Genomic DNA, 25,405 nt, shown 5'->3' on the forward strand with positions numbered 1-25,405 from the left:
TTGGGGATGGTGGAACCTCACCACCATTTTCGCAAAGGGCGATTTCTTTTATCCGTTTAGCTATAATCGCGTCTTTATTCGGCCTTGATTTCCAGCAGCTCATATTTGATGATTCCCATCGGGGCGTCCACGTGTACGATGCTGCCCACTTCTTTGCCCATGAGCTCTTTACCCAATGGGCTCTCATAGGATATTTTGTTATCCATCACGTCCGCCTCAGCCGGTCCGACAATGCGGTATTCGACTTTTTCCTTGAACTCCAGATCGTTCAGAACAACGATCGAGCCCACGCCGACCTTGTTCAGATCCATTTGGTCGGCATCCACCACCCGGGCTTTTCTCAGCATTTTTTCCAGAATCAAAATGCGGGTCTCCATAAATGCCTGATCGTCCTTGGCGGAATGATATTCGCTGTTTTCCTTCAAATCGCCGTAACTGATCGCCACCTTCAAACGCTCTGCCAGTTCTTTGCGCTTTTCCTCTTTTAGATATCTCAGTTCTTCCTCCAATTTGGCATACCCTTCGGCGGTAACAATTACTTCTTCATTAGACATTCTTACACAGCTCCCTATTTAGAAGTTATTTAAAAAAGACAACTTTTGACTAAAAATGAATCCGGGAAGCGGCATCGGCGTCGAATCCGGCTTCATCCAACCTTCCGGGTGCTGAAAAAACGGCTTTTTTTGAACCCGAACTACTCATGAGTCCAAATGTTTACTCCATTATTCCCCAAACTTGAGCAATCCATCATCAACTCTTGAGCTCCATCGGCTTGTCGTCGGCAAACACGTATGGATCGGCGCGAAGCACCGGTTCCAGCACCTCCGTTAACTTCACGGTATCGCATACCCGTACCAGCGCATCGCCGAAGCGCCCCTTTGCCATGGCCCCTCGCTCCTGAAGAAGCTCCTCCGCCTTCCAGAAGTGCTCGGAGGAGAACGGTCCACGGTGTCTCCGGGAAGGCACTTGAATTTCCGTGCCGTCCGAGAGCACCGTTACCAGTGCCTCAGGCTGGGCGGTAAGCCGGTCGGGGATGCCGACCCACTCCTCAATGCCGTGAATAAACGTATTCCGGCGCAAATCCACGCCGACCAACATGATTTGGGCCTTGCGGTCCAGCAGCTTTCCCCAAGCGGACTCCCTGTGGCAAGGAGAATCGAAGCGTTCGTCCCCTGCGGTAAACGAAACAGCGTCCCGCCCCAGTGCCGCTACGGAATGCGTCGGGTGATGGGAACGGACCACCTCTGGCCTTTTGCGGAACAGCTCGGGCAGGATGCCGACGCAGACCGGCGAGTGTTCAACCTCAAACCTAGGCTGGTCCGCATTAATATATGACCAGGTATGCGTCGGCAGGACAAGCAGGCCCTCCCGCATGTAATGCGACAGAGCATCCAATACGGTATCCGCTCCGCCTTCGACATCGCCGATGCTCTTCATCGAGGAATGAACAAGCAACGTTCCTGCCGGGTCGATTCCAAGCGATTCAAGATCATGCAGCAAACTGTTTTTCGTATGCATCCTAAGCCCCTCCCTCAATTACACTTTTCTATATTCAGAAAAAAGCGCATCGCCCAGAGCGGATACGCTTTACAGTAACAGGACAAGCGCCCTGAAAAAGAAACTTGCATATGAATCGTGCTTTTGGATTACTGCGCTTTTCGGATTTGTTTGCTTCTCAGCTGGCCGCAGGCGGCATCGATATCGGTACCGTGCTCCAGGCGAACGCTAACGCTTACTCCCTGTTTCTTAAGCGTATCGTAAAAGCCCGTGATGCTTTCCTGCGTGCTGCGCTGATACTGGCTGTGCTCATCCACCGGATTGTACGGAATCAGGTTAACGTTCGCAAGGCTTCTTCTATCGCCTATCAGTTGGGCGAGCTCCAAAGCATGCTCCCGCTGATCGTTCACGCCCTTCAGCAAAATATACTCAAGGGTGATGCGCCGGTTTGTTTTTTCCAAGTAATAGTCAATGGCCGGCATGAGCTGTTCCAGCGGGTACGCGCGGTTGATCTTCATGATCCGCGTCCGCAGCTCATTGTTCGGGGCGTGCAGGGATATGGCCAGGTTCACCTGCAGGTCGCTGTCGGCAAACTCCATGATTTTGGGAGCCAGGCCGCTCGTGGATACCGTAATATGTCTCGGTCCGATCGCGAGGCCCTTATGGTCCTTGATGACCCGGATGAAGTTCGACATATGTTCGAAATTATCGAACGGCTCGCCGATCCCCATCACCACAATGTGACTGACCCGCTCATCTTTCCGGGCCTGATCCAAATGGAGCTGCACCTTCATGACCTGCTCCACGATTTCTCCGCTGGTCAGGTCCCGGCTCTTCTTCAGCAGGCCGCTTGCGCAGAAGCTGCAACCGATATTGCAGCCGACCTGGGTGGTGACGCATACCGAAAGCCCGAACTTATGCCGCATCAGCACCGTCTCGATTAAATTCCCGTCCGACAAACGCAGCAAAAATTTAACCGTCCCGTCCACCGACTCCTGCTTCGTGTGCTCCTCCAGCGTCAAGATGGAATAGTGCTCGGCTAGAAGCTGAAGAGTTTCCCTGTTTACGTCCGTCATGGCCGTAAAGTCGGCAACGCGCTCCCGGTACAGCCAGTTCCAAACCTGTGCAGCCCGTGATCTCTTGTGTCCCCGTTCCTCCAGCCAGGATGTAAGCTGATCTAAAGTTAATCCATAAATGGATGGTTTGTTCATTGAAATATCCTCTCTCTATAAAACGTTAAAATGAATTCTATTTCATGGGTTGACCTATGATCGGCAACTACTTATTATTGTCCCAAACTTTAAGGATGAACACAAGGGGAGTTAAAGGTAAATCAAGCAGAACGGCTCTATCGGCTGATGACGGCCGCACATTTTTCCCCCGGGGGCAATAAAATAAATCAGAACCATGACAGCAGCCCAGAAAGGTGTGACGTTATGACTTTAAATATCAAGCATTTCTTTGCTGCCGGCAATACGGCCCGCGGCTTTACCAGCCTTCTTCACAGCTCCCTCCAGGGTATCGAGCGCCTCTTTGTCATTGACGGATTTCCCGTCAGCGCACGGCAGAATCTGATGCAGAACTCGGGATCGGCGGTTTCCGGCCTTGGTGAGCCCCTGTGGATGCTTCACTGTGCCTCGGATCCTGACTCGATCGACGGGTGGATCGCTCCGGAACTCAAGACAGGCGTGGTTACGGGAGAGGCTTTTCGGGGATTGAACACCGAGGTACCCGGTCTTGCCGTGCAGTTTATCCATTTGGCCGAAGCCGTCTCCGAGCCTGCGTCTTTGGAACAGCTTCAGCCCGAAATCGATATTCTAAATGACACCATAAGCAAGCTCCATGAACAAGCCTACGCCGGATTTGCCGAGGCGCTTCGCATCCATGACGAATGGGAGGCGCTGTATATCGAAAACATGGATTTTGAAGCGGCTGACCGCCTGACGAGCGAAGTTATCGAAACGTTGTTAGGGGACCGGAGAACGGAAAAGTCCTCACGGGTGGATCACCGTTTTCTCGGGGCGGCCACGCCGAAAGGCGCCGTCGACTTTGTTCCGAATCTTACGGAAGGCCTGAAGCGGTACCTTGTCAAAGGCCGTGCCGGATCCGGCAAATCCACCATGCTCAAAAAAATCGCCGCTGCCGCCGAGGATCGCGGCTTCGATGTGGAAGTATACCACTGCGGCTTCGATCCGAACAGTCTGGACATGATTATCGTCCGCGAAGCCAATTTTGCGATATTTGACAGCACGGCCCCGCACGAATATTTTCCCGAACATCCCGGAGATGAAATCATCGATACGTATGAGCGCTGCATCCGCCCCGGTACGGATGAAAAATATGCGGAAGCACTGGCCGATTTCAAAGCGCGCTACTCCGCAAAAATGAAGGAATCCACCGGCTGCCTGACGGAAGCCAAGTTACACCTTGACGCCCTCAAGATGATTTATGAGCCCTTCGTGGATGACTTCAGAATAGATGACGTCAAAGAAGAACTGAATTGGCAGATCGTCCAAGGCTTTTCGCCAAAATAAAGATGGACGCGAAAAAAAGCCCCTCTTTCCATGCAGGATTCGCAATAACTTCCGTAGAAATGTAAATGCACCAATATATTTCCAATATGATGTTTAAATCTTCCGGCATAAGGGGGCTGCATCATTGAAATTTATACGTTCCGATCAGCTGAAAAAGTACGTACTGCCTCTGATGATTCTGTTAATGAGTTTCGTTTACATTTTCTTTATTCCGCCTGAGCCGCTCCCCGTAAAGCTGCTGTTCAAGCTGATTCCGATGTGGCTGGTCATCGGCTATGCCTATTTGCAGTTCCCGGGAGTTACGACAAAAACCAGCCGGCTTTTGCTGGCCGGATTATTTTTCTGCATGCTGGGTGACGGCCTGCTGGTCTGGTTTGTCATCGGTCTGACCGCGTTTCTGATCGGGCATCTGTTTTATATGACGGCCTTTTTCAGCCAATGGCGGTTTTCGGCTCTTGGCATGTTCAGCCTCCTGCCGATTGGCGCATACGCTTGGTTTATGGGCACAGAACTGGTTGGCGCGCTGCAAACGGCTGGAAACGAAGCCTTAATCATGCCCGTCCTGGCTTATATTGCCGTGATTTCTCTGATGCTGTGGTCGTCCATCATGACCGGAAACCCGTGGGCCATCTTCGGCAGCATACTGTTCGTCGTTTCGGACTCGGTTTTGTCGTGGAACATGTTTGTGTCCGACATTCCCTATTCCGATGTGTTTATCATGACGACCTATTACGGCGCCCAGTTCCTCATTGCCCGCAGCATTGCTGCATTTGGGCGCCGTTACGTTCCTTGCCGCACCCCATCCAACCTCATGTAAAAATATGGTTGACACGTCCGAATGGGCGTGTTACCCTTACTGTAATTTACAAGGAACGGAGGGTTACGTGTGTTAGACTAAATTTTCTGATGTCCGCTGCACATTTTTATGAAATAGCACTTTATTGGGCTGTGATGTGTGGATGTAATCGGAAAATGGTCTGCCTCGAAGGTAACCCTACAATGAACGGATTTGCAAATAATGAGACTTTAAGCGGAAGCCGGGTGTGTCTGTTAGCCGACCCCCTAGCGTTACTTCTGTTCCTTAAGGCTTCCTTTTATTTGTCGTCCATTTTCCGGCTGCATAAAGCACAGGCCCAGCGCCTGTGCTTTTTCTTGTATACAAGCGTAAATAAGCAAATAATGGAGGGAAATATACATGAGCGAACGATTCATTCAAGCGGGCGAAGTCCGGCTCTGCACTGAAGCTTTCGGTAAAAATACGGATCCGGCAATTCTGCTGATCATGGGGGCCCAATCCTCGATGATCTGGTGGGATCGGGATTTTTGTCGGCGGTTGGCGGATACGGGACATTACGTCATCCGTTACGATAACCGCGATACGGGGCGTTCCACGGCGTATCCACCGGGGCAGCCGGATTATACCTTTGAAGACATGGCGGATGATGCGATTCATATTCTGGACGCGTACGGAATAGCCAAAGCCCACTTCGCGGGCATGTCGATGGGCGGTTTGTTGGGCCAAATCATCGCTCTTCGGCATCCGGAGCGCGTTTCGGCTTTGACCCTGATCATGACATCCAATTTTGCGCCTCACCTGCCTGAAATGGACGGGAAGGTAATGAAATTTTTCATGGAACACGCCTCCCTGAATTGGTCTGATCGGGATGCGGTGGTCCGGTTCTCTCTTGGGAAATGGAAGATGCTTGCCGGTTCCAAGTATCCTTTGGATGAAGACAGGACACGTATTCTCGCCCGGGAAGAATTGGAACGCTGGGATAACCCGGAAAGCATGAACAACCACGGCCTGGTTACCGGGGGTGAATCCTATCTAACACGAACCTCGGACATTGCCGTTCCAACCCAGGTGATTCATGGTACCGAAGATCCGATCATTCCTTATCCGCACGGGGTTCATCTGGCAGAAGCCATCCCCGGAGCCTTCCTGATCACTCTGGAAGGAGTGGGGCATGAGCTTCCAAAAGAAGAGTGGAATACGCTGATAGACGCGATCTCAACTTTCGGCCAGCATCCGGCACTATAAAGGACAATAAGATAAGAAAGCCGGAATAAAAAGATACAGCATATCCGCATCCCCCCTTCAGGGACGAAAAAAACAGATGACTTCTGGATTGAACAGAAGCCATCTGTTTTGGTTTTCATTTATATCAGCCAATGCTTGCGGCCAGGAAGAACGAAAGGCCAATCACTGCCTTATCATCTGCTTCACCAGTTCCCGGTTCCGCTGCTTGAAAAGTTCGTTGTGCGAGGATACCATGGCCGATTTGTGCGCATCCGGCTGAATAAACTGCTTTGCCTGATTGACGGCATTGGCCGCGTCCTGGAAAGCGCCCGCGATGAGGCGCAGTTTCCCGTCATGCTTCAAAATATCGCCCGCAGCATACAGGCCTTCCACCGATGAGGCCCCGTTGGGATTGCCGGCAATAAAGTATTCGTCCACCATATCGATATGTAGGCTGCTATTTTCGAGCAGATCCTTATCGCGTTCGTAACCGTGGCTGATAATGACCTCGTCGATTTCCAGCTCCGATACCTCTCCGGTCTCATGGTGGGTGAGCTCCACCCGCTCGATCACCTCATGGTTGCTCGAGGCGATCAGCCGTGTGATGGATGTGTTTAAAAGGCATTCCGCCGAGCTGTTCATCAGTTGGGAAGCCTGGGCTTCATGCCCCGTCAGCGCTCCTTTCCGGTAGACCAGGTATACCCTCTTCGCAATCGACTCCAACTCATTCGCCCAATCGATCGCCGAGTTGCCTCCGCCGGATATAACGACGGTTTTATCCTTGAATTGCTTTAAGGATTTGACCGTATAGTTCAGATTGGATACTTCAAACCGGTCGGCTCCCTCAATCTCCAGCTTTTGCGGATTCAAAATGCCGCCGCCGACCGCGACGATAACCGTTCTCGAATAATGCTCCGTTCCGGAAGCGGTATGTAATACAAAGGTACCATCCGCATCCCGCCCAATAGAGGTTACTTTCTCGCCCAAAACAACCTCCGGATTAAAGGTCAGCCCTTGCTCCACCAGCTGCTCGATGAGTTTCGCTCCCGGAACGGGCGTCAGTCCGCCGACATCCCAGATCATTTTCTCCGGGTAAACATGGATTTTCCCCCCGAGCTGCGGCTGGAACTCGATCAATTTCGTTTTCATCTCCCGCAGACCGCTATAAAAAGCGGAGTAAAGCCCTGCGGGCCCTCCTCCGATAATCGTCACATCAAACAGATCCTGACGCTCCATTTACGGTTCACTCCCCGGTAAATTAATGTTAATGATTATCATTCTCAATTAACTATAATATAATGCCTTTTCCTCTGTTTGGCAACCAAAAATAGTGGTTGACACTCCATTCCATAAGATTTAAAGTAATAAAATGATGATACTGATAATCATTATCAACGATATATGAAAGTTACTATATTTCTTTTAATGGAGGTTAACCCATGTCTCGCCTATATACCGAGAACTTAAGCGTCGGCTATGGTGAACGTCTGATCGTTAAGCGGCTCAGCGCCCATATTCCGGACAAAAAAAATCACGACCATCATCGGCGCCAACGGCTGCGGAAAATCCACCCTTCTCAAAGCGATGACCCGCATTATCTCGCATCAGGACGGAACGATCCTCTTGGACGGAAAACAAATTGCCAAGGAAGATACCAAGGTTCTCGCCAGAAAAATGGCCATTCTGCCCCAGTCGCCCGAAAGCGCAAGCGGTCTCACTGCAGGGGAACTGGTTTCTTACGGCCGTTACCCTTATCAGAAGGGATTCGGACGCCTGACTGCGCGCGACTATGAGGTCATCGATTGGGCGCTGGAAGTGACGGGGACGAAGGATTTTAAACACCGCCCCGTGGATGCTTTGTCCGGGGGACAGCGGCAGCGTGTTTGGATTGCCATGGCGTTGGCTCAGGAAACCGAAATCATTTTCCTGGATGAGCCGACGACCTACCTTGATCTGGCCCACCAGCTGGAGGTGCTGGAACTGCTGCAAAAGTTGAATCTGGAACAGGAGCGCACGATTGTCATGGTCCTCCATGATCTGAATCAGGCCGCCCGGTTTGCCGATCACCTGATCGCCATGAAGGATGGGGAAATCGTAAGGGCCGGAAGCTGCGAGGAAGTTATTCATCACGACGTGCTTCGCGAAGTATTTCAAATCGATGCCGAAATCGGGCATGATCCGCGTACCGGCAAACCGATGTGCGTGACTTACAATCTACTAAAGGGAGAAACCGTCCATGAAAAAAATATACATCCCGCTTATGCTGCTGCTATTGCTGGCTCTTAGCGCCTGCGGCAGCAAGGCTGAAAAACAGGATCATACGGAAGCAACCGCAGCTTCGGAACAAAGCAGCGAATCCAAAACGACCATTACATACCAGTCCGAGAACGGACCGGTTAAGGTTCCTGCCGATCCCAAACGCGTCATCGTGCTTTCCACGTTTGCCGGAAACGTCATGCAGCTCGGCGTCAATATCGTCGGCGTCGACTCCTGGTCCAAGGACAACCCCCGGTTTGATCAGCTGAAAGACGTTGAAGAAGTCACGGACGACAGCCTTGAGAAAATCATCGAGCTGAACCCCGACCTCATTATCGGACTGTCCAACATCAAGAACCTGGACAAGTTGAAGGAAATCGCTCCAACGGTTACTTATACCTACGGCAAAGTCGACTACCTGACCCAGCATATCGAAATCGGCAAGCTGCTTAACAAGGAAAAAGAAGCGACCGCCTGGGTCGAAGACTTCAAAAAGCGCGCCCAAAAAACCGGCGAAGACATCAAGGCCAAAATCGGACCCGATACAACCGTATCGGTCATCGAGAAGTTCGACAAGCAGCTGTACGTGTTCGGCGACAACTGGGGCCGCGGCACCGAAATCCTGTACCAGGAAATGAAACTGGCCATGCCTGAAAAAGTGAAGGAAATGGCCCTTGAAGCAGGCTACTACGCTCTGTCCACCGAGGTGCTTCCGGAATTCGCCGGCGATTACGTCGTTTTGAGCAAGAATGCGGAGGCCGATAACTCTTTCCAGGAAACCGAAACGTACAAGAACATTCCCGCCGTTAAAAACAATCGGCTGTTTGAAGTCAATGCGAAGGAATTTTATTTCAACGACCCGCTTACGCTTGAATTCCAGCTGGACTTCTTTGCAAAAGCATTTCTCGGCAGCTGATGAACGGCCATGAATACAAACGCGAAACGTTCCATTCCCTTTATCTTTAAACTGATCGGCGGCGTCCTGGTATTTGCCGCCATGTTCCTTGCCGCCATGCTGCTCGGGGCGGCCGATACCTCCCTGCGGGAGGTATGGCTTGCCCTGACATCGAGTACAGCCGGCGATAAGCTGTCCATGATCCGGGAGATCCGGCTGCCGCGCGAAACCGCCGCTATCGTTGTAGGCGCGGCACTCGCCGTATCCGGGGCCATCATGCAAGGCATGACGCGCAATCCGCTCGCCGACCCGGGTCTGCTGGGGCTAACGTCCGGAGCCAATGCCGCGCTCGCGGTAACCATAGCCTGGATCCCGGGAGCCAACTACTTCGGCATCATGGTCTCGTGCTTTATCGGAGCGACCGCGGGAGCACTGATGGTATTCGGCATCGGCAACTTGAAAAAGGGGGGCTTCTCTCCCCTTCGCCTCGTATTGGCGGGCGCGGCCGTCTCGGCGTTCCTGCATGCCTTCGCGGAAGGCGTCGGCATTTATTTTAAAATTTCCAAGGATGTCTCCATGTGGACGGCCGGCGGCATGGTCGGCACCTCCTGGAGCCAGCTTCAGACCATCGTTCCGTTTATCGCCGTCGGCCTTGCGATAGCGCTCCTCCTCGCAAGGCAGCTCACGATCCTTAGCATGAGCGAAGAAGTAGCCGTAGGGCTTGGACAAAAAAACGACGCAGATCAAAGCGGCCTTGTTCATCGTGATTATTCTTCTTGCCGGGGCTTCGGTCGCCCTCGTCGGGAACATGGCCTTTATCGGGCTGATGATCCCCCATATCGTTCGGGCCATTGTCGGCACGGACTACCGGTTTGTCATTCCGATGTCCGGAATCATCGGCGCCGCCTTTATGCTGTTCGCCGATACGCTGGGACGGACGATTAACGCCCCGTATGAGACGCCTGTGGCGGCCATCGTCGCGATGCTCGGTTTGCCCTTCTTCCTGATCATCGTACGGAAAGGAGGGAAGGCCTTCTCATGATCCACCCGGTTCTTGTCAAAAAACAACGGCTGATGGTAGGCCTGCTGTTCGTGCTTATCCTGATCACGGCGGTGATCGGCATGGGGATGGGATATTCCTCCCTTTCGTACGACCGGCTCATTCCTACTCTATTCGGCCAAGGAACGTTCAAAGAGGACTTCGTCCTCTTCAGCGTCCGGCTGCCCCGGATGCTGATTACCCTGCTTGCCGGAATGGCGCTTGCCTTATCGGGCTCGATTCTGCAAGGCATCACCCGCAATGATTTGGCGGATCCCGGCATTGTCGGCATCAACTCCGGCGCCGGCGTAGCCATAACCGTATTCTTTTTATTTTTCCCGATCGAGGCTGGATCTTTTGTGTACATGCTTCCCTTCGTCGCGTTTCTCGGCGCGTTGGCGACGGCATGCCTGATCTATGCTTTTGCCTACAGCCGGATCTCCGGTATGCAGCCGATCAGGCTCGTTTTGATCGGTATCGGCTTCTCGATGGCGTTGTCAGGGGTGATGATCATCATCGTTTCCTCGGCCGAACGCGCCAAAGTCGACTTTATCGCCAAATGGATCGCGGGCAATATATGGGGGGCCGACTGGCCGTTTATCTGGGCGGTTGTTCCTTGGCTTGCGGTACTGATTCCATTTACGCTGTATAAAGCGAACAGGCTTAACGTGCTCACCCTGAGCGAGCCCGTTGCGGTAGGCGTCGGCATTTCCATAGAAAAAGAACGGCTCACCCTGCTGCTCGCGCCGTCGCTCTTGCAGCTTCGGCGGTATCCGTCACCGGCGGCATTGCCTTTATCGGGCTGATGGCCCCCCACATCGCCAAAGCGATGGTGGGCCCGCGCCATCAAATGTTTATCCCGGTTGCCATCCTGACCGGCGGTTGGCTGCTTCTCCTTGCCGATACGATCGGCCGAAATCTGGTCGATCCGGACGGCATCGCCGCCGGTATCATGGTCGCGCTGATCGGCGCACCTTACTTTATGTATTTGCTGCTTAAGAAATAGATTGACGGCGGTGTCCAAAAAAAGTCGAAAATCCCTTGAGCCTGACGCTCAAGGGATTTTTTTCTGCGGCTTTACCAAGGGCCGACCTGATTGGCGGCGAGCCTTGCTTATTTCGAGATATCTACGAACCCTTCGCCGAACACGTCGCGCACATCATGAATCGTAATGAAGGCGTCTTTATCAAGCGCCTTTACGATTTTTTTGAGCGCGCTCACTTCCTGCTTGCTGATGACAATATACAAAATTTCCTTCGGCAGCTTCGTATAATGCCCATGCCCATGCAAAACCGTAACGCCCCGGTCCATAACGACATTCACCTGTTCAGCGATTTTATCATAATCTTTGGAAATGATCGTAACCGCCTTTTTCGGATTGATGCCTTCAATAATAAAGTCCATGACCTTCGTCCCGATATAGAGCATCACAATGGTAAACATCAGACTCTCCGCGCCAATGATGAAATAGGAGGAGAACGCAACGATCAGGTCAAAGAACAACAACGCATAGCTCACGTTCCAATCCAGGAACTTATTCATAATTCGGGCTAAAATCGTCGTTCCTGCCGTCGTTCCGCCGACCCGGATGATCAATCCGATCCCTACGCCCGTGAAGATTCCCCCGAATATGGCGTTAATGATCAGTTCATTGGAATCAATACGCCAATCATGCGTCAAATGCAGGAATAACGAGTTGAACACGACGGCGATAATCGTATATATGACCGTATTTTTATCCAGAAATCTATAACCCACGATTAATAGAATAGCGTTCAGAATAAAGCTCATGAGCCCCGGAGACCATTCAAACATGTAATACAGAATGATGGTTACCCCCGTAACCCCGCCTTCGCCGAGTTCGTTCGGAATGACGAACAGATTGATGGCCAGCGCAAAAATGAATGCTCCCGCCATGATGACAAGAATGTCGATACAACGTTTTTTCATAATGTGGTCCTTTCCCGTAAGCCTTGTTGTTTTCGTTCCAACTCATCGAACGCGCAAACCAGAAACGCGCAACTCCATCTATTTTATCAAAAAAAGGGAGTCCGGTATGCGGTCTAATGAAAAAAAAGCACCAGGCAATCTGCTGGCGCTCCATAATAATGTACATAACAAAGTGTTTTTCAAAATTACGTTTTGAAACGGATGCAGGAAAATCACATCGTGTATGTTACTCTCCCGGCAATGGCAGGCCTGCCTCCAGTTGGCCTAAGGCCGTATCCAACAATTGCTTGAAGTCAGCATCCGGATGCTCTGCATAATGCAGCATGACTGAAATGTTCACGCCGATGACCGCCCCCGCAAAAGTACGAACCGCCATATCGTCCGGCGAACAGCCGATACGCTTAGCCACCATCTCCGCAATCAACTTCATCGTCCCGGTCATGTTTTTCAAGGTTGCCGCCCTGAGCTCGGGAATGCTCATAATCAGTTGATCTCGTTCCCGCACCGTAGCCAGCTCACCGTCCGACAGTTCTTCCACTCCCGAGATCATCGCTTGACGGACAGCTTGAATCGGACTCAAATCTGAAGGTTGAGCTTCGAAAGCAGCGATAAGAAAGGAATCGTAATTATCAGTAATGACTACCTCTTCTTTGGTTGAAAAATATCGAAAAAAAAGTACTTGGAGATATTTCCGCAGCCTCGGCAATTTGTTCGACGGTAGTTTCGTGATAGCCTAGTTCTTTAAATAGACGTAAGGCATGCATTTGAACTGCCGCCATGGTTTTGGCTTTTTTTGCGTTCTCGCAACCCAATGGTTTTTTTGGTTATCTGCTGACACCCTGCTCACTCCCCAATGGCATTTTTGCTCGAACTCCATTTTTTCGATCCCATGAACCGTCTCAACAAGATACGTTTATAGCGAATCCAAACGCAAGCTATCCCTCACAAAGGAACATATAGGAATCGAGCACTATGAATCATTTCGAAATCGACGATCATCAGCTGTTATGTAGCGTGCCAACGTGTCCCCACATGCTACCCGATAATCAATCATAGGTAAGTTTAGCACGATTATGAAATGATGAGAAGTTAGCGCACTCAACGATGATCATTCAACTGATCTTGTATCATCGCTGTTTTTTTTTATTTTTTTTACCGCGAATATCACAAGTCCCTTTGAACAATACCGGCCCATCCTGCACAGCTCCCCGCTGCAAGCAGCCCCAATGCGCCGAACACTGATGCCATAGGCAGCCCCTCTCCCCCACTAATGGCTGCTGCATCAAACAAATTAAACAAGTTAGCCTTTGCCATCCACATAAAACTATCATTCAGGCCAGCGATTATATTATATAAAAACATAATGGACACGATTCCAATCCCAATCGACAAAGCTCCGCGTTCAGAGTTCAGCCATGGAGATAATGCAAATCCGATTCCCATAAATGCTAGTGAGGTCAATAATCCTGCCAACATAACGTTCGTTACTGCCCAAGGTGCATTCAGCATGCCGATAAAATTCCCTATCAACAAGACAATTCCTGCCGATACAACAGCAACGGCAATCACTTGACAAATATGCGCGAGCCATTTAGCCCAAAAAATAGAGGTTCGGCTATACGGAAGCGTAAATAAGAACTCTGCGGTAAGACGATCTCGCTCTTTGACAATGGAGCCAATTGCCCAGCTCATGGAGAAAAAGCCAAGGAGAAGTAAAAAAAAACGTGAATGGCTGTCCGGATACCCATCCTTCAAAAGTAGTGAGGTTTTCGGAGTAGTTTTCCAATCGCCCATCCTGCATTTTTTTCTTCACGCTCTCCAAATATGACTTGGAGGCTGCCGCGGGGATGGCTTGAAGAAGCCCTACGACTGATAAAGCAATCCAGAAGCTTCTTTTATTTTGGTTCATCTCGTAACGCATCATTTTATTCATGTCCGAGCCCCCCCATCTGACCCATTAACTCCAGAAACATACTCGCTCATGAATTTTTCCTCAAGCGACGTTCTCCGCACGCTCAAATCCTTAACCGGCATTTTGGACAGTACGGCTAGAAGAGAACGAAGTTCCTTATCTTGAACACGGAATCGGTAAATGCCGTTTTCACATTTTGTACTCGGATCCATTTTATATAGTTCCTGCAGTTGACCGCGTTCATCTGTTTCAGAAAAAGAAACCTCGATGAAATGATCGCCCGCAGCGGAAATCTCTGCTACCGTTGAGACTTGGTTTAAGCGTCCGTCTCGGATAATGGCAACATGGTCGCATAATTTTTCAACTTCAGTCAGGATGTGAGTCGAAAAAAACACGGTTGTTCCTTTTAGTTCATTCCATTCTCGGAGTATCTGGAAAAATTGCTGCTGCACGAGCGGATCCAATCCCGAGGTTGGTTCATCTAGAATCAATAATTCCGGATTATGGATAAGCGCAAGAAGAATGCCGAGTTTCTTTCGATTTCCCAATGAATAGGATTTGATTTTCTGATTCCCGTTCCATTGAAGTCTTTCTGCATAATCATGAAGCGGCGATTGTTTTAAGTTCACTCCATGTACGTTTGCCGCGAAGTTCAAAACTTGATTGCCTGTCATATCTGGATAAAGCCGAACCTCGGAGGGGAGATAGCCTATTTTTTGGCGCAGTCGCGGGTCGTCGCCCTTGACGCGTTGTCCCAAAATAAATATCTCTCCTGAAGTAGGGGCAATCAATTGCAATAGCAGTCGGATCGTAGTGGATTTGCCAGCCCCGTTAGGGCCGATAAATCCAAAGATTTCGCCTCGCTCTACCTTTAGATTCAGATCAATCACACCACGCTTGCCGCTATAAGTTTTATTCAAATTCCGGAGAAGAATGGCCGACATAGTACACCACCTTATTAGTGATTTTCTCTTTACATTCTGAGGAGAGAAACGTGATCCTATCACTGCGCTCCCTCCCCAATTTCGCAAACAAAAGGTTGAACCTCCGCCTTCGAAGTAGAGCGGATTCAACAAGAAACTTGCTTATTCCCCAGTCACATTTTGATTAATCTCTGGTGCTCTGTTGGAAATTGTCTTCTTTTGAATAAAGATCACTGTTAGCAGAAGTCCCAGAACCGCGACTCCTCCGCATACCCACAGCATCACCTCCATTCCGGCAACGAAGGAAGCGCGTACTGAGTGCAATAGAGCTGGCGAGTCAATTTTCTGTGCCACGTCCGCTCCAGCGGATACGCTGCGCTGCACGACTTCTGCAATATCTCCCGGCAAACCGCTCAAATCAAGATGATCCCGATAATACGTGCTGAGAACGGTTCCTAATATAGCAACTCCCATTGTCCCTCCCACTTGCCGGAAGGACATAATTAAGGCTGAACCTACACCGCTGCGTTCCGCCGACAGCGCTGACATCGCGACGTCCATTGCTGCAGGCAAGGCCAAGCCAATCCCCAAACCTACTACAGTAACCCATATTGAAGCAAAACCGTATCCGCTATCTACGCCTGTATTGGCTCCGATCGCTAAACCGGCAGACAGGATTAAGAAACCAAGCGCCATGGTAGCCCGAGTACCAAACTTCGATTGAAGTCTATCGGATATAGGGGCTCCAAACAGAAGGCCAAAAACTAATGGCAATAGGCGTAATCCCGAATCTAACGCATCAACCCCTTGAACGGCTTGGAAATATTGCGGTGTAACGAATAACACCCCAAACATGGCAAAGGATATGACAGTAGCCAATATTGAACCCCATGTAAATTTAGATGAGCGAAATAAAGATGGATCAATAAGCGGCTGCTTGACACGTGTTTCCCACAACATGAAAATTACTAAGCACAATATCCCGCCAATCATTGTAGATAAGGCTGTAACGTCTCCCCAGCCTTTTTCGCCAACTTCAATTACGCCGTATGTCAAGCTGACCAATCCAAGGCTCGAAGCAAGAATCCCTATCGTATCCACTTTTTGTTTATCTTCGCTGCGCGTTTCTGGCAACAAGATAGAAACGGCGATTAAGGCAATGACGACTAGTGGGATATTGATAAGGAAAACGGAACCCCACCAATAGTTATTCAGCAACCAGCCCCCCACAACCGGACCTAGCGGAATACCGAGCGCGTTCGCCATCATCCATACCCCTATTGCTTTTGGACGCTCTTCCTCAGAGAACAACACCGGTATGATCGACATTGACAATGGTACCAAGAATGCGGCACCTAGTCCCAGAACTGCGCGTCCGGCAATCAGCTCCCAGGATGAACTAGCATAAGCACATACTGCAGAAGCAGCACCAAACACAATCAAGCCAATAAGAAGCATCTTCTTTCGTCCCAATTGATCCCCTAACAAACCTGCCGGCAAAAGCATTGCAGCAAATATAAGGTTATACGCATCCGCAAACCACTGCAGATCCCCATTCGTTGCATGCAAATCCGTAGCAAGAACGGGCAGGGCGAGGTTAAGAATGGTCATATCCAGTCCGACGGCAATGATTCCCACTGCAAGAGCACCCAGCACCCACCATCTCCGATTTCCTTTATTAGTCATGGGAGTTACCACCTTTCACTATTAATAATGAGAGTTTATTTCATTTGATAGTCACTGTCAAATTATTCTTGCCTAATTTCTGGTTATTTGAAGCATCTAAAGAGGCCATCCTCCCATCCGTGCGGAAATCGACAAGGTTACTCTCTTCAGTCATGCATCGCCCGAACAACGCAAAAAAACCCGGGAAAACATCCCGGGCAGAACCCTGACTTATACAAGAAAAATGGCAACCGCCGTCGTCGCGGCCAAACCGATCATGACCGGCTTCAGGTTCCTGCGCGCCAGCTCGAAGGGGCTGACGCCGCAAATGGCCGCAGCCGGTATGAGCGCCCAGGGAATGAGCGTCCCGCCGCCGACCCAAATCCCGGCTACCTGCCCAAGCGCCGTTAGCGTGGCGGCCCCGGAGTTCGTGGCAGCGGCAAACAGCTGCGCGATGGACCCCGCCAGCGAAATGCCGGAAAACCCCGATCCGTCCAGACCGGTAATCGCGCCGGTCACCGTGAGCGTCACCGCCCCGACCGCGCCATTCAGCGGCACGCTGCCGGCCAGGGCGACCCCAAGGTCGTTGACGATGCCGTGCGACGCTTCCGGCAGCACCTTGCCGAATAGGTCGGCGAAGGCGGAATCGCCAAGGTAGAAAAAAGCCGCTATCGGAATGACGGGGCCAAACACCTTGAAACCAAATACAAACCCGTCAATCAGATAAGACGTCACTTTTTCCAAACCTTTGTTGCGATGGGCCATCAGCGTGACGGCAATCAGAATCAAGACGGCGGTTCCGCCCACAAGCGCCGTCGCATCCCCGCCCTGCAGCTTCAGCAGGAACATGGCGGCCACGTCCGCCAGAAACAGCAGCGGAATGACGACAGCCAGCGTCCTTCTCACCCCGGAACTCATTACAGCCTGCACATCGTCCTCATCATCGCCTGACAAAGCGCTAGCGGGACTCTTCCCGGATATGAGGCCGTCTCTCCAGGTTCCGTTCTTCATATCCCTGCGCATGAACCAGAACGCCGTGACGGTCGTCACCAGGCCCATCACCGCCACCAGCGGCATGCTGGCCTCCATGACGCTGCTGACCGGGATGCCTGCGGCATCCGCCGTTAGCTTCGGAGCGCCTTGAATGATGTAATCGCCTGACAGCGCGATGCCGTGTCCAAACAGGTTCATCGCCATTGCGGCCCCGAGCGCAGGCAGACCGAGGCGGATCGCTACCGGCAGCAGAACGGCACCGATCAATGCTACCGCCGGCGACGGCCAGAAGAAAAAGGAGGTCGCCAGCATAATAAACCCTATTCCCCAGTACGCCATCGCCGGGGTGCGCAGGAAGCGGGTCAGCGGTGCCACCATCGTTTCGTTGATGCCCGTACGGATTAACACCCGGCTCATCGCGACGATGATGGAGATGATCATGATCGTTCCCATAAGCTCTTTTGTCGCATAAATAAAGGAATTGAACACGCCGGATACCGAGCCAGCCAACGTTTCGGTCGCCAGCATCCCCAGCGCGAATATGCCTGCCACACATATCATCGTTGTATCCCGGCGCCGGATCAGCAGCGCCATGATAAACACGATAAACGCCAAATACACGTAGTGAATTGCCGTCAAGTGAATGCCCATCCCTAGCCACACCCTTCCCTTACTCCCCAATGGTGCTATATGGTATGCCAGGGCCTGGGCATCGGTTCGGAGGCATAGTGAATGAAACCCGGCCGTTTTCGGATCATCAGTCTTATCATGCGAGACGCGACAATGATCCGGAATATGTTAAAATTGTCGTTGGAAACCTGATGTACATAAGGCGGTGAGAGATATGATCATAAGGGAGATTCAAGAACAAGATAACCAAGCCGTTGAGGACCTCATTAGAACTTGCCTAAAAGAATATGGTGCAGATCGGGCAGGCCTGGCATGGGAAGATCCCCAGCTCGGTTCCTTATCCGAAGTCTATAAAGCCCACAACGCCAATTACTGGGTTGTCGAGCATAACGGCAGGATTGTAGGAGGCTGCGGCATCGGCCCCATGGGCAAGCTGAAGGGGGTCTGCGAGCTGCAAAAGATGTACTGCCTGCAAGAGGCGAGGGGAACGGGTATCGCCCACAAGCTCATGGATACGGCGCTGGAGTTTGCGCGAACGTATTATGACCAGTGTTACCTCGAGACCTTAAGCAATATGGAGGCTGCAAACCGTTTTTATCAAAAGCACAACTTTGTGAAACTAAGCGAGCCCCTGGGAAACACCGGCCATTATTCATGCGATATATGGTATCTCAAAGATCTCCATTGAAAGACGGATCATATGGAAAATCCCTCAAGTCCATGAGTGACCTGAGGGATTTTTTCTTTTACGAAAATAAACAATTTCCCCCAATCTTGTGGGGATAAGGCTGCATTTTACCGATCGAAATCCGCCTTAGCCGAAATACGCCCCCCGGGGGTGGGGCCGGTCACGTCGCTGCAAGCCGACGAGCAGGTTTTGGCGATGGAACAGCCGGCGCATTTTCCTTTTTTCGTTTTTCTCACATAAGAGAACAGCGTCCACCCGGCATACCCGAAGATCAGCGCACCGATCAAAATGCTTGCCAGCATGGTCGTCACTTCCTTTCACGGATGCGTTTATTGAAAACCGAGAGCCCTTCCGACGGCGACGATCGCCAGCGAGATGCCGTAAGCGATCACCAGCGAATACAGAATGGAAAACCAGGTCCAGCGGGCAGACATCGTTTCCTTCCGGATGACCCCGACCGTGGCGAGGCAAGGCACGTACAGCAGAATGAACGCCATAAAGGAATAGGCTTGAAGGGCCGTAAAGTGACCTGCCAGCAGTCCTTGCAGAGCTTCCGTGTCCGGTGCCGCATAAATGATATTCATCGTGGACACGACGACTTCCTTGGCCAGAAAGCCCGTAATGAGCGCCGCGCCTGCCTGCCATGTGCCGAAGCCGAGCGGTGTCAGCAGATAGCCGATCGCTCCGCCGATCAGGGCCAGGAAACTTTCGTTCATCGGCACGTCAAATCCGCCCGGACCGGCATAACCCAACAGCCAGATGATGACGGAGCCGCCGAAAATGAACGTTCCGGCTTTTCTTATAAAGCCCTTCCCCTTCTCCCACGTGCTCCGGGCCAGCGTTCTCCATTGCGGAATCCGGTAAGGCGGCAGCTCCACCACAAACATCGATTCCTGCCCCTTCAGGATGGTTGAAGAGAACAGCTTCGCGAGCAGCAGGGCTATGACCATGCCCATAACGTACAAGGAAAGCACGATCAGCGCCTGATTCGATTTGAAAAAGATCCCGACAAACAAGCTGTACACCGACAGCCGGGCGGAGCATGACATGAGCGGCGTCAGGATAATCGTCAGCAGACGTTCCTTCGGCTGTTCGATCGTCCGTGCCGCCATGATGCCGGGCACATTGCAGCCAAAACCGATGATCATCGGAATAAATGCTTTGCCGTTCAAACCGACCGCTTCCATCAGCCGGTCCATAACCGAGGCGATCCGGGCCATATACCCGGAGTCCTCGATAAACGAAATAATCAGGAACAGGATAAAAATTTGGGGTACAAACACAAGCACTCCGCCGACCCCGGCAAATATCCCGTCAAATACAATCGCCTTGATAAAAGAAGTGGCGCCAATGCCATCCAGCAGCCATTCCGTTCCATTCCGCAGCGGGCCGTTAATGAATCCGTCCACCAGGTCGGACAACGGACTGCCGACCCATTCGAACGTCAGCTTAAACGTCAGGTACATGAACGCCAAAAAAAATCGGTATGCCCAAAAACTTGTCCGTAACCAGCCGGTCAATCCGCTCCGACAGCGTGCTGCGGCCTTCTTTCGAACGGACCAGGCACTCTGCAAGAATCTCCCGGATGTGGCTGCTGCGCTTTTGCCGTATATATTGGGGCAGCCGCTTAACCCCATAGTCTTCCCTGACGGCCAGCTCCGTGGATTGGTAGAGCTGCTTCAACCATGCAGGATCCATGGACTCTTCCAGCGCGGCACGCACGACGGCATTCCCTTCCAGGAATTGAATCGCCATCCAGCGCGGGGAAACCATATCATCCGGCATTCTGGACATCAGTTCGGCTGCCGCCTTTTCCAGCAGGTCTCCGTAAGGAAGCAGATACGGTTCATAAAGAACCTCGTGATCCCTCTCCGCAATGGTATGGAGCAGAACATCACAGCCTTTGCCGCTTCGCGCCACCACCGGAACGACCGGCGCCTTCAGCAGCTCCGACAACCTTTTCGCATTCAGGTCAAGACCATGCTGCTTCGCCACGTCAATCATATTCATCGCGACGACAACCGGCTTGCCGTATTCCAGCAGCTGCATCGTCAGATTTAAATTCCGCTCGATTTGCGAAGCATCCACGACGTTGAGAATGGAATCGAAGGTTTCGTTCAGCAAAAAACGGGAGGCAACCTCCTCGTCCTGCGACAGAGGATTAAGGGAGTACAACCCCGGAAGATCGATGAGCTGGCCTTTGCCGTCCTTCAGGTGTCCGACCTTCTTCTCGACCGTTACGCCCGCCCAGTTGCCCACATATTCATAGGAACCCGTCAGGATGTTAAACAGCGAGCTTTTGCCGGTATTCGGGTTGCCTGCCAGAACGATGCCGCTCATACGGCTTCCACAACGATCTGAAGGGCTTCCTTGCGGCGGATCGCAATCCATTGTCCGTCAGCCTCAAGCGTAATCGGACCTCCGAACGGCAGCCGTTTCTTGACGCATACCAGACATCCCTCAACGACTCCCAAATCGTTAAGGCGCCTGCATACCAACTGATTGCTGCAGCCCAGGTCCACAATCCGCACCGGCACGCTTATATTCGTATCGCTTAGTTTCACGTTAAACACCTCAGTGAGAATAGTTATCATCTAATTGGATTATATGATAACCGTTCTCACTTAGCAATGAATTTATATTATAATTATTACATATAAATAATGAGAATAGCTTGATAATTCCAGAATTTCCCTCTACATCATCTTACGGATTTCAGACATATTCATCGCCCGATTGCAGGATGTACCCTCTACCCCGGATGCTCTCGATCGACAGAATATGGCGCGTCTTCTTTCTCACCCGGTAAATGAGCGCATTCAGCTCTTCGGCGCTGACATCGGGTACCTCTCCGTCCCCGTAGCTTCTTTCGGGCCAGACCCACGACTTCAGCTGCTCTTTGGACACAAACTGCCCTTTGCAGCTGTATAGCAGCTCCAAGCACTTGTACTCTTTTTCCGAAAAAGCGTAGGCCTCTCCATCAATAACAAACTGCTGCTTATTGGAATCCATCCTGATGGCGCCCGCCGCCTTAGCGGCAGCCCTTTGCTTGATCAGGGGAGTAATATCCATCGTTTCCTCCAGACCACGGATTGCATACGAAAGAACAATGATATCCCCGGCCAGGGCAATCGAATCGCCGTGCTGAAGGGGAACCTCCCCATTCGGGGCCAGCCGTTCCTGATTGATAAAAGTTCCATGCTTGCTGTTCAAATCCTTAATGTGATAACGTCCGTTTTTATTAAACAGGGCGGCATGCTTCCGCGATACAAACACATTGTCAAAAGAAATATCGGGATCCCACTGCCGTCCCTTTCTGCCTAGAACTATCGAGCCCGTCAGAGGAATGACATCCCCCCGCTCGTACGGATATCCGCGCTCCACCACCAAATAGGAGGACCGGTCCATAACTCTCCCTCCAGTACCATGTATTTATCTTCGCCTGTTATTGTCAGGCCTTTATTATGCAATTGTCATGCTCCGGCTATTGAGTAAGAACCGTAAATCTATATGATCGAATGTAGGGGTTATTATATTGTTTCATTTTATACAGACTCTGGGGGATCGGAAAGTGAAAAGTAAAAAAAAGATGGAAGAAAGCCATATTGTTCTTTGTCATTTTATTCGTGTTTATTTATGTAAACAATACCTCGCTCTTTACAAAAGAACGCACCGCCAAGCCGCTGCTTCTTGCGCATCGCGGTTTAGGCCAGACCTTCCCGATGGAAGGCATTGAAAGCGACACCTGCACCGCCTCGCGTATTTATGAGCCGGAGCATCCTTATCTGGAAAATACCATTCCTTCCATGAAAGCGGCTTTTGAGGCCGGAGCCGACATTGTCGAGCTTGATATCAAACCAACGAAGGATGGACAATTCGCCGTGTTCCACGATTGGACCTTGGATTGCAGAACGAACGCAAAAGGCATGGTTCAGGATTATACCATGGACGAACTGAAAAACATAGACATCGGCTACGCCTATACTGCCGACCAGGGAAAGACCCACCCGTTTCGGGGCAAGGGGATCGGGCTGATGCCCTCGCTGGAGGAGGTCCTTTCCTCATTCCCGGACAACTCTTTTCTGATACATATCAAGAGCAGCGACCCCGGGGAGGGCGTCCAGCTGGCGGAGGTTCTCTCAAGCCTGCCAAAGGAACGCTTAACCCGGCTGACGGTTTACGGCGGCGACGAGCCTATCGGCATGTTGAAAGAGAAGCTTCCCTCTATCCGGGTCATGTCCAAGGCTTCCTTGAAAAGCTGCCTCGTTTCCTACATGGGCGCGGGCTGGACGGGATATGTTCCCTCGGTGTGCCGCAATACCCAGCTGCATATTCCGGAGAAATTCGCTCGTCTGCTGTGGGGCTGGCCCGATAAGTTTTTGAACCGCATGGACGCCGTCGATACAAGGGTCATTATGGTAGCGGGAGACGGCGACTGGTCGGAAGGGTTTGATTCGGCCCAAGACCTGGAGCGGTTGCCCGACCATTATAGCGGCGGCATTTGGACGAATCGGATCGACGTGATCGCTCCGGCATTGAAAATAGAAAAGATCCCGTAAATATCTTTTTCATAGAAATCATCTCCATACAATCAACAAGGCTGTGCCTGGTGTCTGATGAACAGACATTCGGGCACAGCCTTTATTTATCGCAAGATCGCCGGGTTTTTCATCCCACCGTCACTTCTTTTTATTGTTGAAGCTTTCTGGTCAAAAATTTTCTGAAACTCCCAAAATTCACGTCAATTCAGGCTTCTGCAGATAGAATCTGCATTTATAGTGAAAATTTGTACATGACTTTCTTGGCCGACTTGAAATATAATAAAGAAACTTTACTTTCATCAAATGGGGGTTAACTATGAATTTGCAACATGAAAATGCTCCATCTGCCGGCAAATCGGATCGCTTCTCCTCTTCAGGATTTATCCTGGCTGCGATCGGCAGCTCGGTCGGATTGGGGAATATGTGGAAATTCCCCTATATTACCGGGGAGCATGGCGGAGCCGCATTTTTCTTGCTGTTTATTATATGTCTGGTCCTGATCGGTCTTCCCGTTCTGCTTGCCGAGCTTGCCATCGGGCGTGCCAGCCGGGCCAGCGCAGCTACCTCGTATACCAAGGTCGGCGGGCCGAAAGTGTTTAAAGGCTTCGGGCTGCTTCAGGTCATTGCGCCGTTTATTATTCTGTCCTTCTATATCATCGTGGCGGGGTGGACGCTGCATTACACCGTATTGTCGTTCAGCGGGCAGCTTTATTCCAATTCCGATTTCGGCGGGCAGTTCGGCTCCTTCATCGGAGGGTATATGCCTATTGTGTGGCAGGCCGTAGCCATCTTGATTACGGCTTTGGTTGTAGTCAAGGGCGTATCCGGCGGCATTGAAAAGTTCAACAAAGTGCTTATACCGGGTCTCGTGATCCTGCTGATCGTTTTGATGTTCCGTGCAGTTTCGCTGCCCGGGGCAGGCGAGGGCGTATCGTTCTTCCTTAAGCCGGATTTCTCCAAGCTTTCAGCGGAAGCGGCACTCGTTGCTTTGGGACATGCCTTCTTCTCTCTTTCTCTCGGCATGGGCATCCTGCTTACCTACGGGGCTTACGTCGATAAGCGGCAGTCGCTCGGATCGGCCGCAGTGGCTATCGGGGCCGGGGACCTGATCTACGCGTTTATCGCGGGCTTGATTATTTTTCCGACGACCGCATCCTTCGGCATCGCTCCGGACGCGGGTCCTAGGCTCGTCTTTATCGCCCTTCCGGCCGCCTTCTCGTCCATGCCTTTCGGCGCTTTCTTCGGGGGACTGTTCTTTCTCCTGCTGTCCTTCGCTGCGTTGACCTCAACCGTCTCGCTACTGGAAGTGCCGATATCCTACGTCATGGAACGCTGGCGCTTGGGCAGGGGCAAAGCGGTGCTGATCGTCTCCGTGCTCATCTTCCTGGTAGGCCTGCCTTCCGTGCTGTCTTTCGGAATGGTTCCCGGTCTGACGAACATGGGCGGAAAAGGTTTCTTTGACTGGGCCGATTTCATTGCCTCCAACATCCTGCTCCCGATTGGCGGCTTGGCCACCACGATCTTCGTAGGGTACTATTGGAAAAATGCAGCCGATGCAGCGGGCCTTAGCTCTCGCTGGCTTAAAGTATGGATATTTACGATGCGCTACATTGCGCCGGTTCTCGTACTGCTGGTGCTGCTGCATACATCGGGCTTAATCACGTTCTAATTACGGAAATTACTTTGGCCTCATGGCCAGGGATTCATGCATCATAAGAAAAACGTCTATCGACGTACTTTCTCAGAAGACAGACCGCATTTAGCGGAAGTTTTTCTTGCGAGATAAAGGAGGCAAACCTTTGGAGTTTATACTTTCTTATCTCTTAAAAAAAGCTGATGTCGCCAATTCGGTGACATCAGCT

21 protein-coding genes and 4 pseudogenes are annotated in these 25,405 nt (G+C 51.3%); 10 read left to right on the forward strand and 15 right to left on the reverse strand.

The features are described from left to right. Positions 1-74: 74 nt before the first annotated feature. From greA to rlmN, 3 genes are all read right to left on the reverse strand, one after another. Positions 75-554, reverse strand: coding sequence for a transcription elongation factor GreA (gene greA, locus XI25_RS10265; RefSeq protein WP_046678502.1), 480 nt, complete (start codon positions 552-554; stop codon positions 75-77). A 196-nt stretch (positions 555-750) separates the two neighbouring features. Next, a complete protein-coding gene (locus XI25_RS10270; protein ID WP_046678503.1) occupies positions 751-1,518 on the reverse strand; it encodes an AAC(3) family N-acetyltransferase in 768 nt (255 codons plus the stop codon). 128 nt (positions 1,519-1,646) lie between these two features. After that, the gene (gene rlmN, locus XI25_RS10275; protein ID WP_046678504.1) at positions 1,647-2,708 is read right to left on the reverse strand and encodes a 23S rRNA (adenine(2503)-C(2))-methyltransferase RlmN; all 1,062 of its coding nucleotides are present in this window, start codon (positions 2,706-2,708) and stop codon (positions 1,647-1,649) included. A gap of 225 nt (positions 2,709-2,933) precedes the next feature. Here rlmN and XI25_RS10280 point away from each other — a divergent pair, with 225 nt between their 5' ends. The 3 genes from XI25_RS10280 to XI25_RS10290 all read left to right on the forward strand — a co-directional run bounded on the left by XI25_RS10280 (position 2,934) and on the right by XI25_RS10290 (position 6,072). Continuing rightward, positions 2,934-4,031, forward strand: a complete 1,098-nt coding sequence (locus XI25_RS10280) for a PRK06851 family protein (RefSeq protein WP_046678505.1) — start codon at positions 2,934-2,936, stop codon at positions 4,029-4,031. A 148-nt stretch (positions 4,032-4,179) separates the two neighbouring features. Next, positions 4,180-4,848: a lysoplasmalogenase gene (locus XI25_RS10285; RefSeq protein WP_046678533.1), complete on the forward strand. Its 669-nt coding sequence runs from the start codon at positions 4,180-4,182 to the stop codon at positions 4,846-4,848. 378 nt (positions 4,849-5,226) lie between these two features. After that, positions 5,227-6,072: an alpha/beta fold hydrolase gene (locus XI25_RS10290; protein ID WP_046678506.1), complete on the forward strand. Its 846-nt coding sequence runs from the start codon at positions 5,227-5,229 to the stop codon at positions 6,070-6,072. Between the two features lie 162 nt (positions 6,073-6,234). On the opposite strand, the gene XI25_RS10295 is transcribed toward XI25_RS10290, so the two are convergent. Then, positions 6,235-7,287 carry an NAD(P)/FAD-dependent oxidoreductase gene (locus XI25_RS10295; RefSeq protein WP_046678507.1) on the reverse strand — a complete coding sequence of 351 codons (1,053 nt, stop codon included), beginning with the start codon at positions 7,285-7,287 and terminating at the stop codon, positions 6,235-6,237. A gap of 203 nt (positions 7,288-7,490) precedes the next feature. Between XI25_RS10295 and XI25_RS10300 the strand changes: the two are divergent. From XI25_RS10300 to XI25_RS10315, 4 genes and pseudogenes are all read left to right on the forward strand, one after another. Beyond that, positions 7,491-8,337, forward strand: a pseudogene (locus XI25_RS10300) (ABC transporter ATP-binding protein). Next, entirely contained in the window at positions 8,288-9,223 is a 936-nt protein-coding gene (locus XI25_RS10305; RefSeq protein WP_046678508.1) for an iron-hydroxamate ABC transporter substrate-binding protein, read from the forward strand. Before XI25_RS10300 ends, XI25_RS10305 begins: the two are co-directional and overlap by 50 nt. A 9-nt stretch (positions 9,224-9,232) precedes the next feature. Beyond that, positions 9,233-10,244: pseudogene (locus tag XI25_RS10310) on the forward strand (FecCD family ABC transporter permease). After that, positions 10,241-11,247, forward strand: a pseudogene (locus tag XI25_RS10315) (FecCD family ABC transporter permease). Before XI25_RS10310 ends, XI25_RS10315 begins: the two co-directional pseudogenes overlap by 4 nt. A gap of 107 nt (positions 11,248-11,354) precedes the next feature. Here the strand turns inward: XI25_RS10315 and XI25_RS10320 are convergent. The 7 genes from XI25_RS10320 to XI25_RS10350 all read right to left on the reverse strand — a co-directional run bounded on the left by XI25_RS10320 (position 11,355) and on the right by XI25_RS10350 (position 18,335). After that, entirely contained in the window at positions 11,355-12,191 is an 837-nt protein-coding gene (locus XI25_RS10320; protein WP_046678509.1) for a YitT family protein, read from the reverse strand. A 226-nt stretch (positions 12,192-12,417) separates the two neighbouring features. After that, positions 12,418-12,771, reverse strand: a complete 354-nt coding sequence (locus tag XI25_RS36205; protein ID WP_327204760.1) for an acyl-CoA-like ligand-binding transcription factor — start codon at positions 12,769-12,771, stop codon at positions 12,418-12,420. Between the two features lie 49 nt (positions 12,772-12,820). Beyond that, complete coding sequence (locus XI25_RS36815) at positions 12,821-12,970, reverse strand: helix-turn-helix domain-containing protein (RefSeq protein WP_442950375.1); 150 nt, start codon at positions 12,968-12,970, stop codon at positions 12,821-12,823. Between the two features lie 385 nt (positions 12,971-13,355). Next, positions 13,356-13,985 carry an ABC transporter permease subunit gene (locus XI25_RS32075; protein WP_082112310.1) on the reverse strand — a complete coding sequence of 210 codons (630 nt, stop codon included), beginning with the start codon at positions 13,983-13,985 and terminating at the stop codon, positions 13,356-13,358. Between the two features lie 135 nt (positions 13,986-14,120). Then, positions 14,121-15,047 (reverse strand): ABC transporter ATP-binding protein, encoded by a 927-nt coding sequence (locus tag XI25_RS10340; RefSeq protein WP_046678512.1) that lies wholly within the window; start codon positions 15,045-15,047, stop codon positions 14,121-14,123. A gap of 141 nt (positions 15,048-15,188) precedes the next feature. After that, on the reverse strand, positions 15,189-16,712 hold the full coding sequence (locus tag XI25_RS10345) for an MFS transporter (protein ID WP_046678513.1): 1,524 nt from the start codon (positions 16,710-16,712) through the stop codon (positions 15,189-15,191). Positions 16,713-16,922: 210 nt separating this feature from the next. Then, on the reverse strand, positions 16,923-18,335 hold the full coding sequence (locus XI25_RS10350; protein ID WP_046678514.1) for a hypothetical protein: 1,413 nt from the start codon (positions 18,333-18,335) through the stop codon (positions 16,923-16,925). Between the two features lie 193 nt (positions 18,336-18,528). Between XI25_RS10350 and XI25_RS10355 the strand changes: the two genes are divergently transcribed. Then, positions 18,529-19,002 carry a GNAT family N-acetyltransferase gene (locus XI25_RS10355; RefSeq protein WP_046678515.1) on the forward strand — a complete coding sequence of 158 codons (474 nt, stop codon included), beginning with the start codon at positions 18,529-18,531 and terminating at the stop codon, positions 19,000-19,002. Between the two features lie 107 nt (positions 19,003-19,109). Here XI25_RS10355 and XI25_RS10360 read toward each other — a convergent pair whose 3' ends face one another. The 4 genes and pseudogenes from XI25_RS10360 to XI25_RS10375 form a co-directional block, all read right to left on the reverse strand. After that, positions 19,110-19,304: a FeoB-associated Cys-rich membrane protein gene (locus XI25_RS10360; RefSeq protein WP_046678516.1), complete on the reverse strand. Its 195-nt coding sequence runs from the start codon at positions 19,302-19,304 to the stop codon at positions 19,110-19,112. A 27-nt stretch (positions 19,305-19,331) separates the two neighbouring features. After that, positions 19,332-21,342, reverse strand: a pseudogene (feoB, locus tag XI25_RS10365) (ferrous iron transport protein B). Continuing rightward, positions 21,339-21,566, reverse strand: a complete 228-nt coding sequence (locus XI25_RS10370; RefSeq protein WP_046678517.1) for a FeoA family protein — start codon at positions 21,564-21,566, stop codon at positions 21,339-21,341. The pseudogene feoB and the gene XI25_RS10370 overlap by 4 nt, the downstream one beginning before the upstream one ends. A gap of 151 nt (positions 21,567-21,717) precedes the next feature. Beyond that, positions 21,718-22,410 carry an FHA domain-containing protein gene (locus XI25_RS10375; RefSeq protein ID WP_046678518.1) on the reverse strand — a complete coding sequence of 231 codons (693 nt, stop codon included), beginning with the start codon at positions 22,408-22,410 and terminating at the stop codon, positions 21,718-21,720. 197 nt (positions 22,411-22,607) lie between these two features. Here XI25_RS10375 and XI25_RS10380 point away from each other — a divergent pair, with 197 nt between their 5' ends. Together XI25_RS10380 and XI25_RS10385 are read left to right on the forward strand one after the other, a co-directional pair. Further along, entirely contained in the window at positions 22,608-23,561 is a 954-nt protein-coding gene (locus XI25_RS10380; protein WP_235439810.1) for a glycerophosphodiester phosphodiesterase family protein, read from the forward strand. Between the two features lie 298 nt (positions 23,562-23,859). Beyond that, complete coding sequence (locus XI25_RS10385) at positions 23,860-25,212, forward strand: sodium-dependent transporter (protein WP_046678520.1); 1,353 nt, start codon at positions 23,860-23,862, stop codon at positions 25,210-25,212. The last annotated feature ends 193 nt before the right edge of the window (positions 25,213-25,405 follow it).

Origin of the sequence: Paenibacillus sp. DMB20, from assembly GCF_000987955.1 — a bacterium.
GTDB lineage: Bacteria > Bacillota > Bacilli > Paenibacillales > Paenibacillaceae > Paenibacillus_AQ.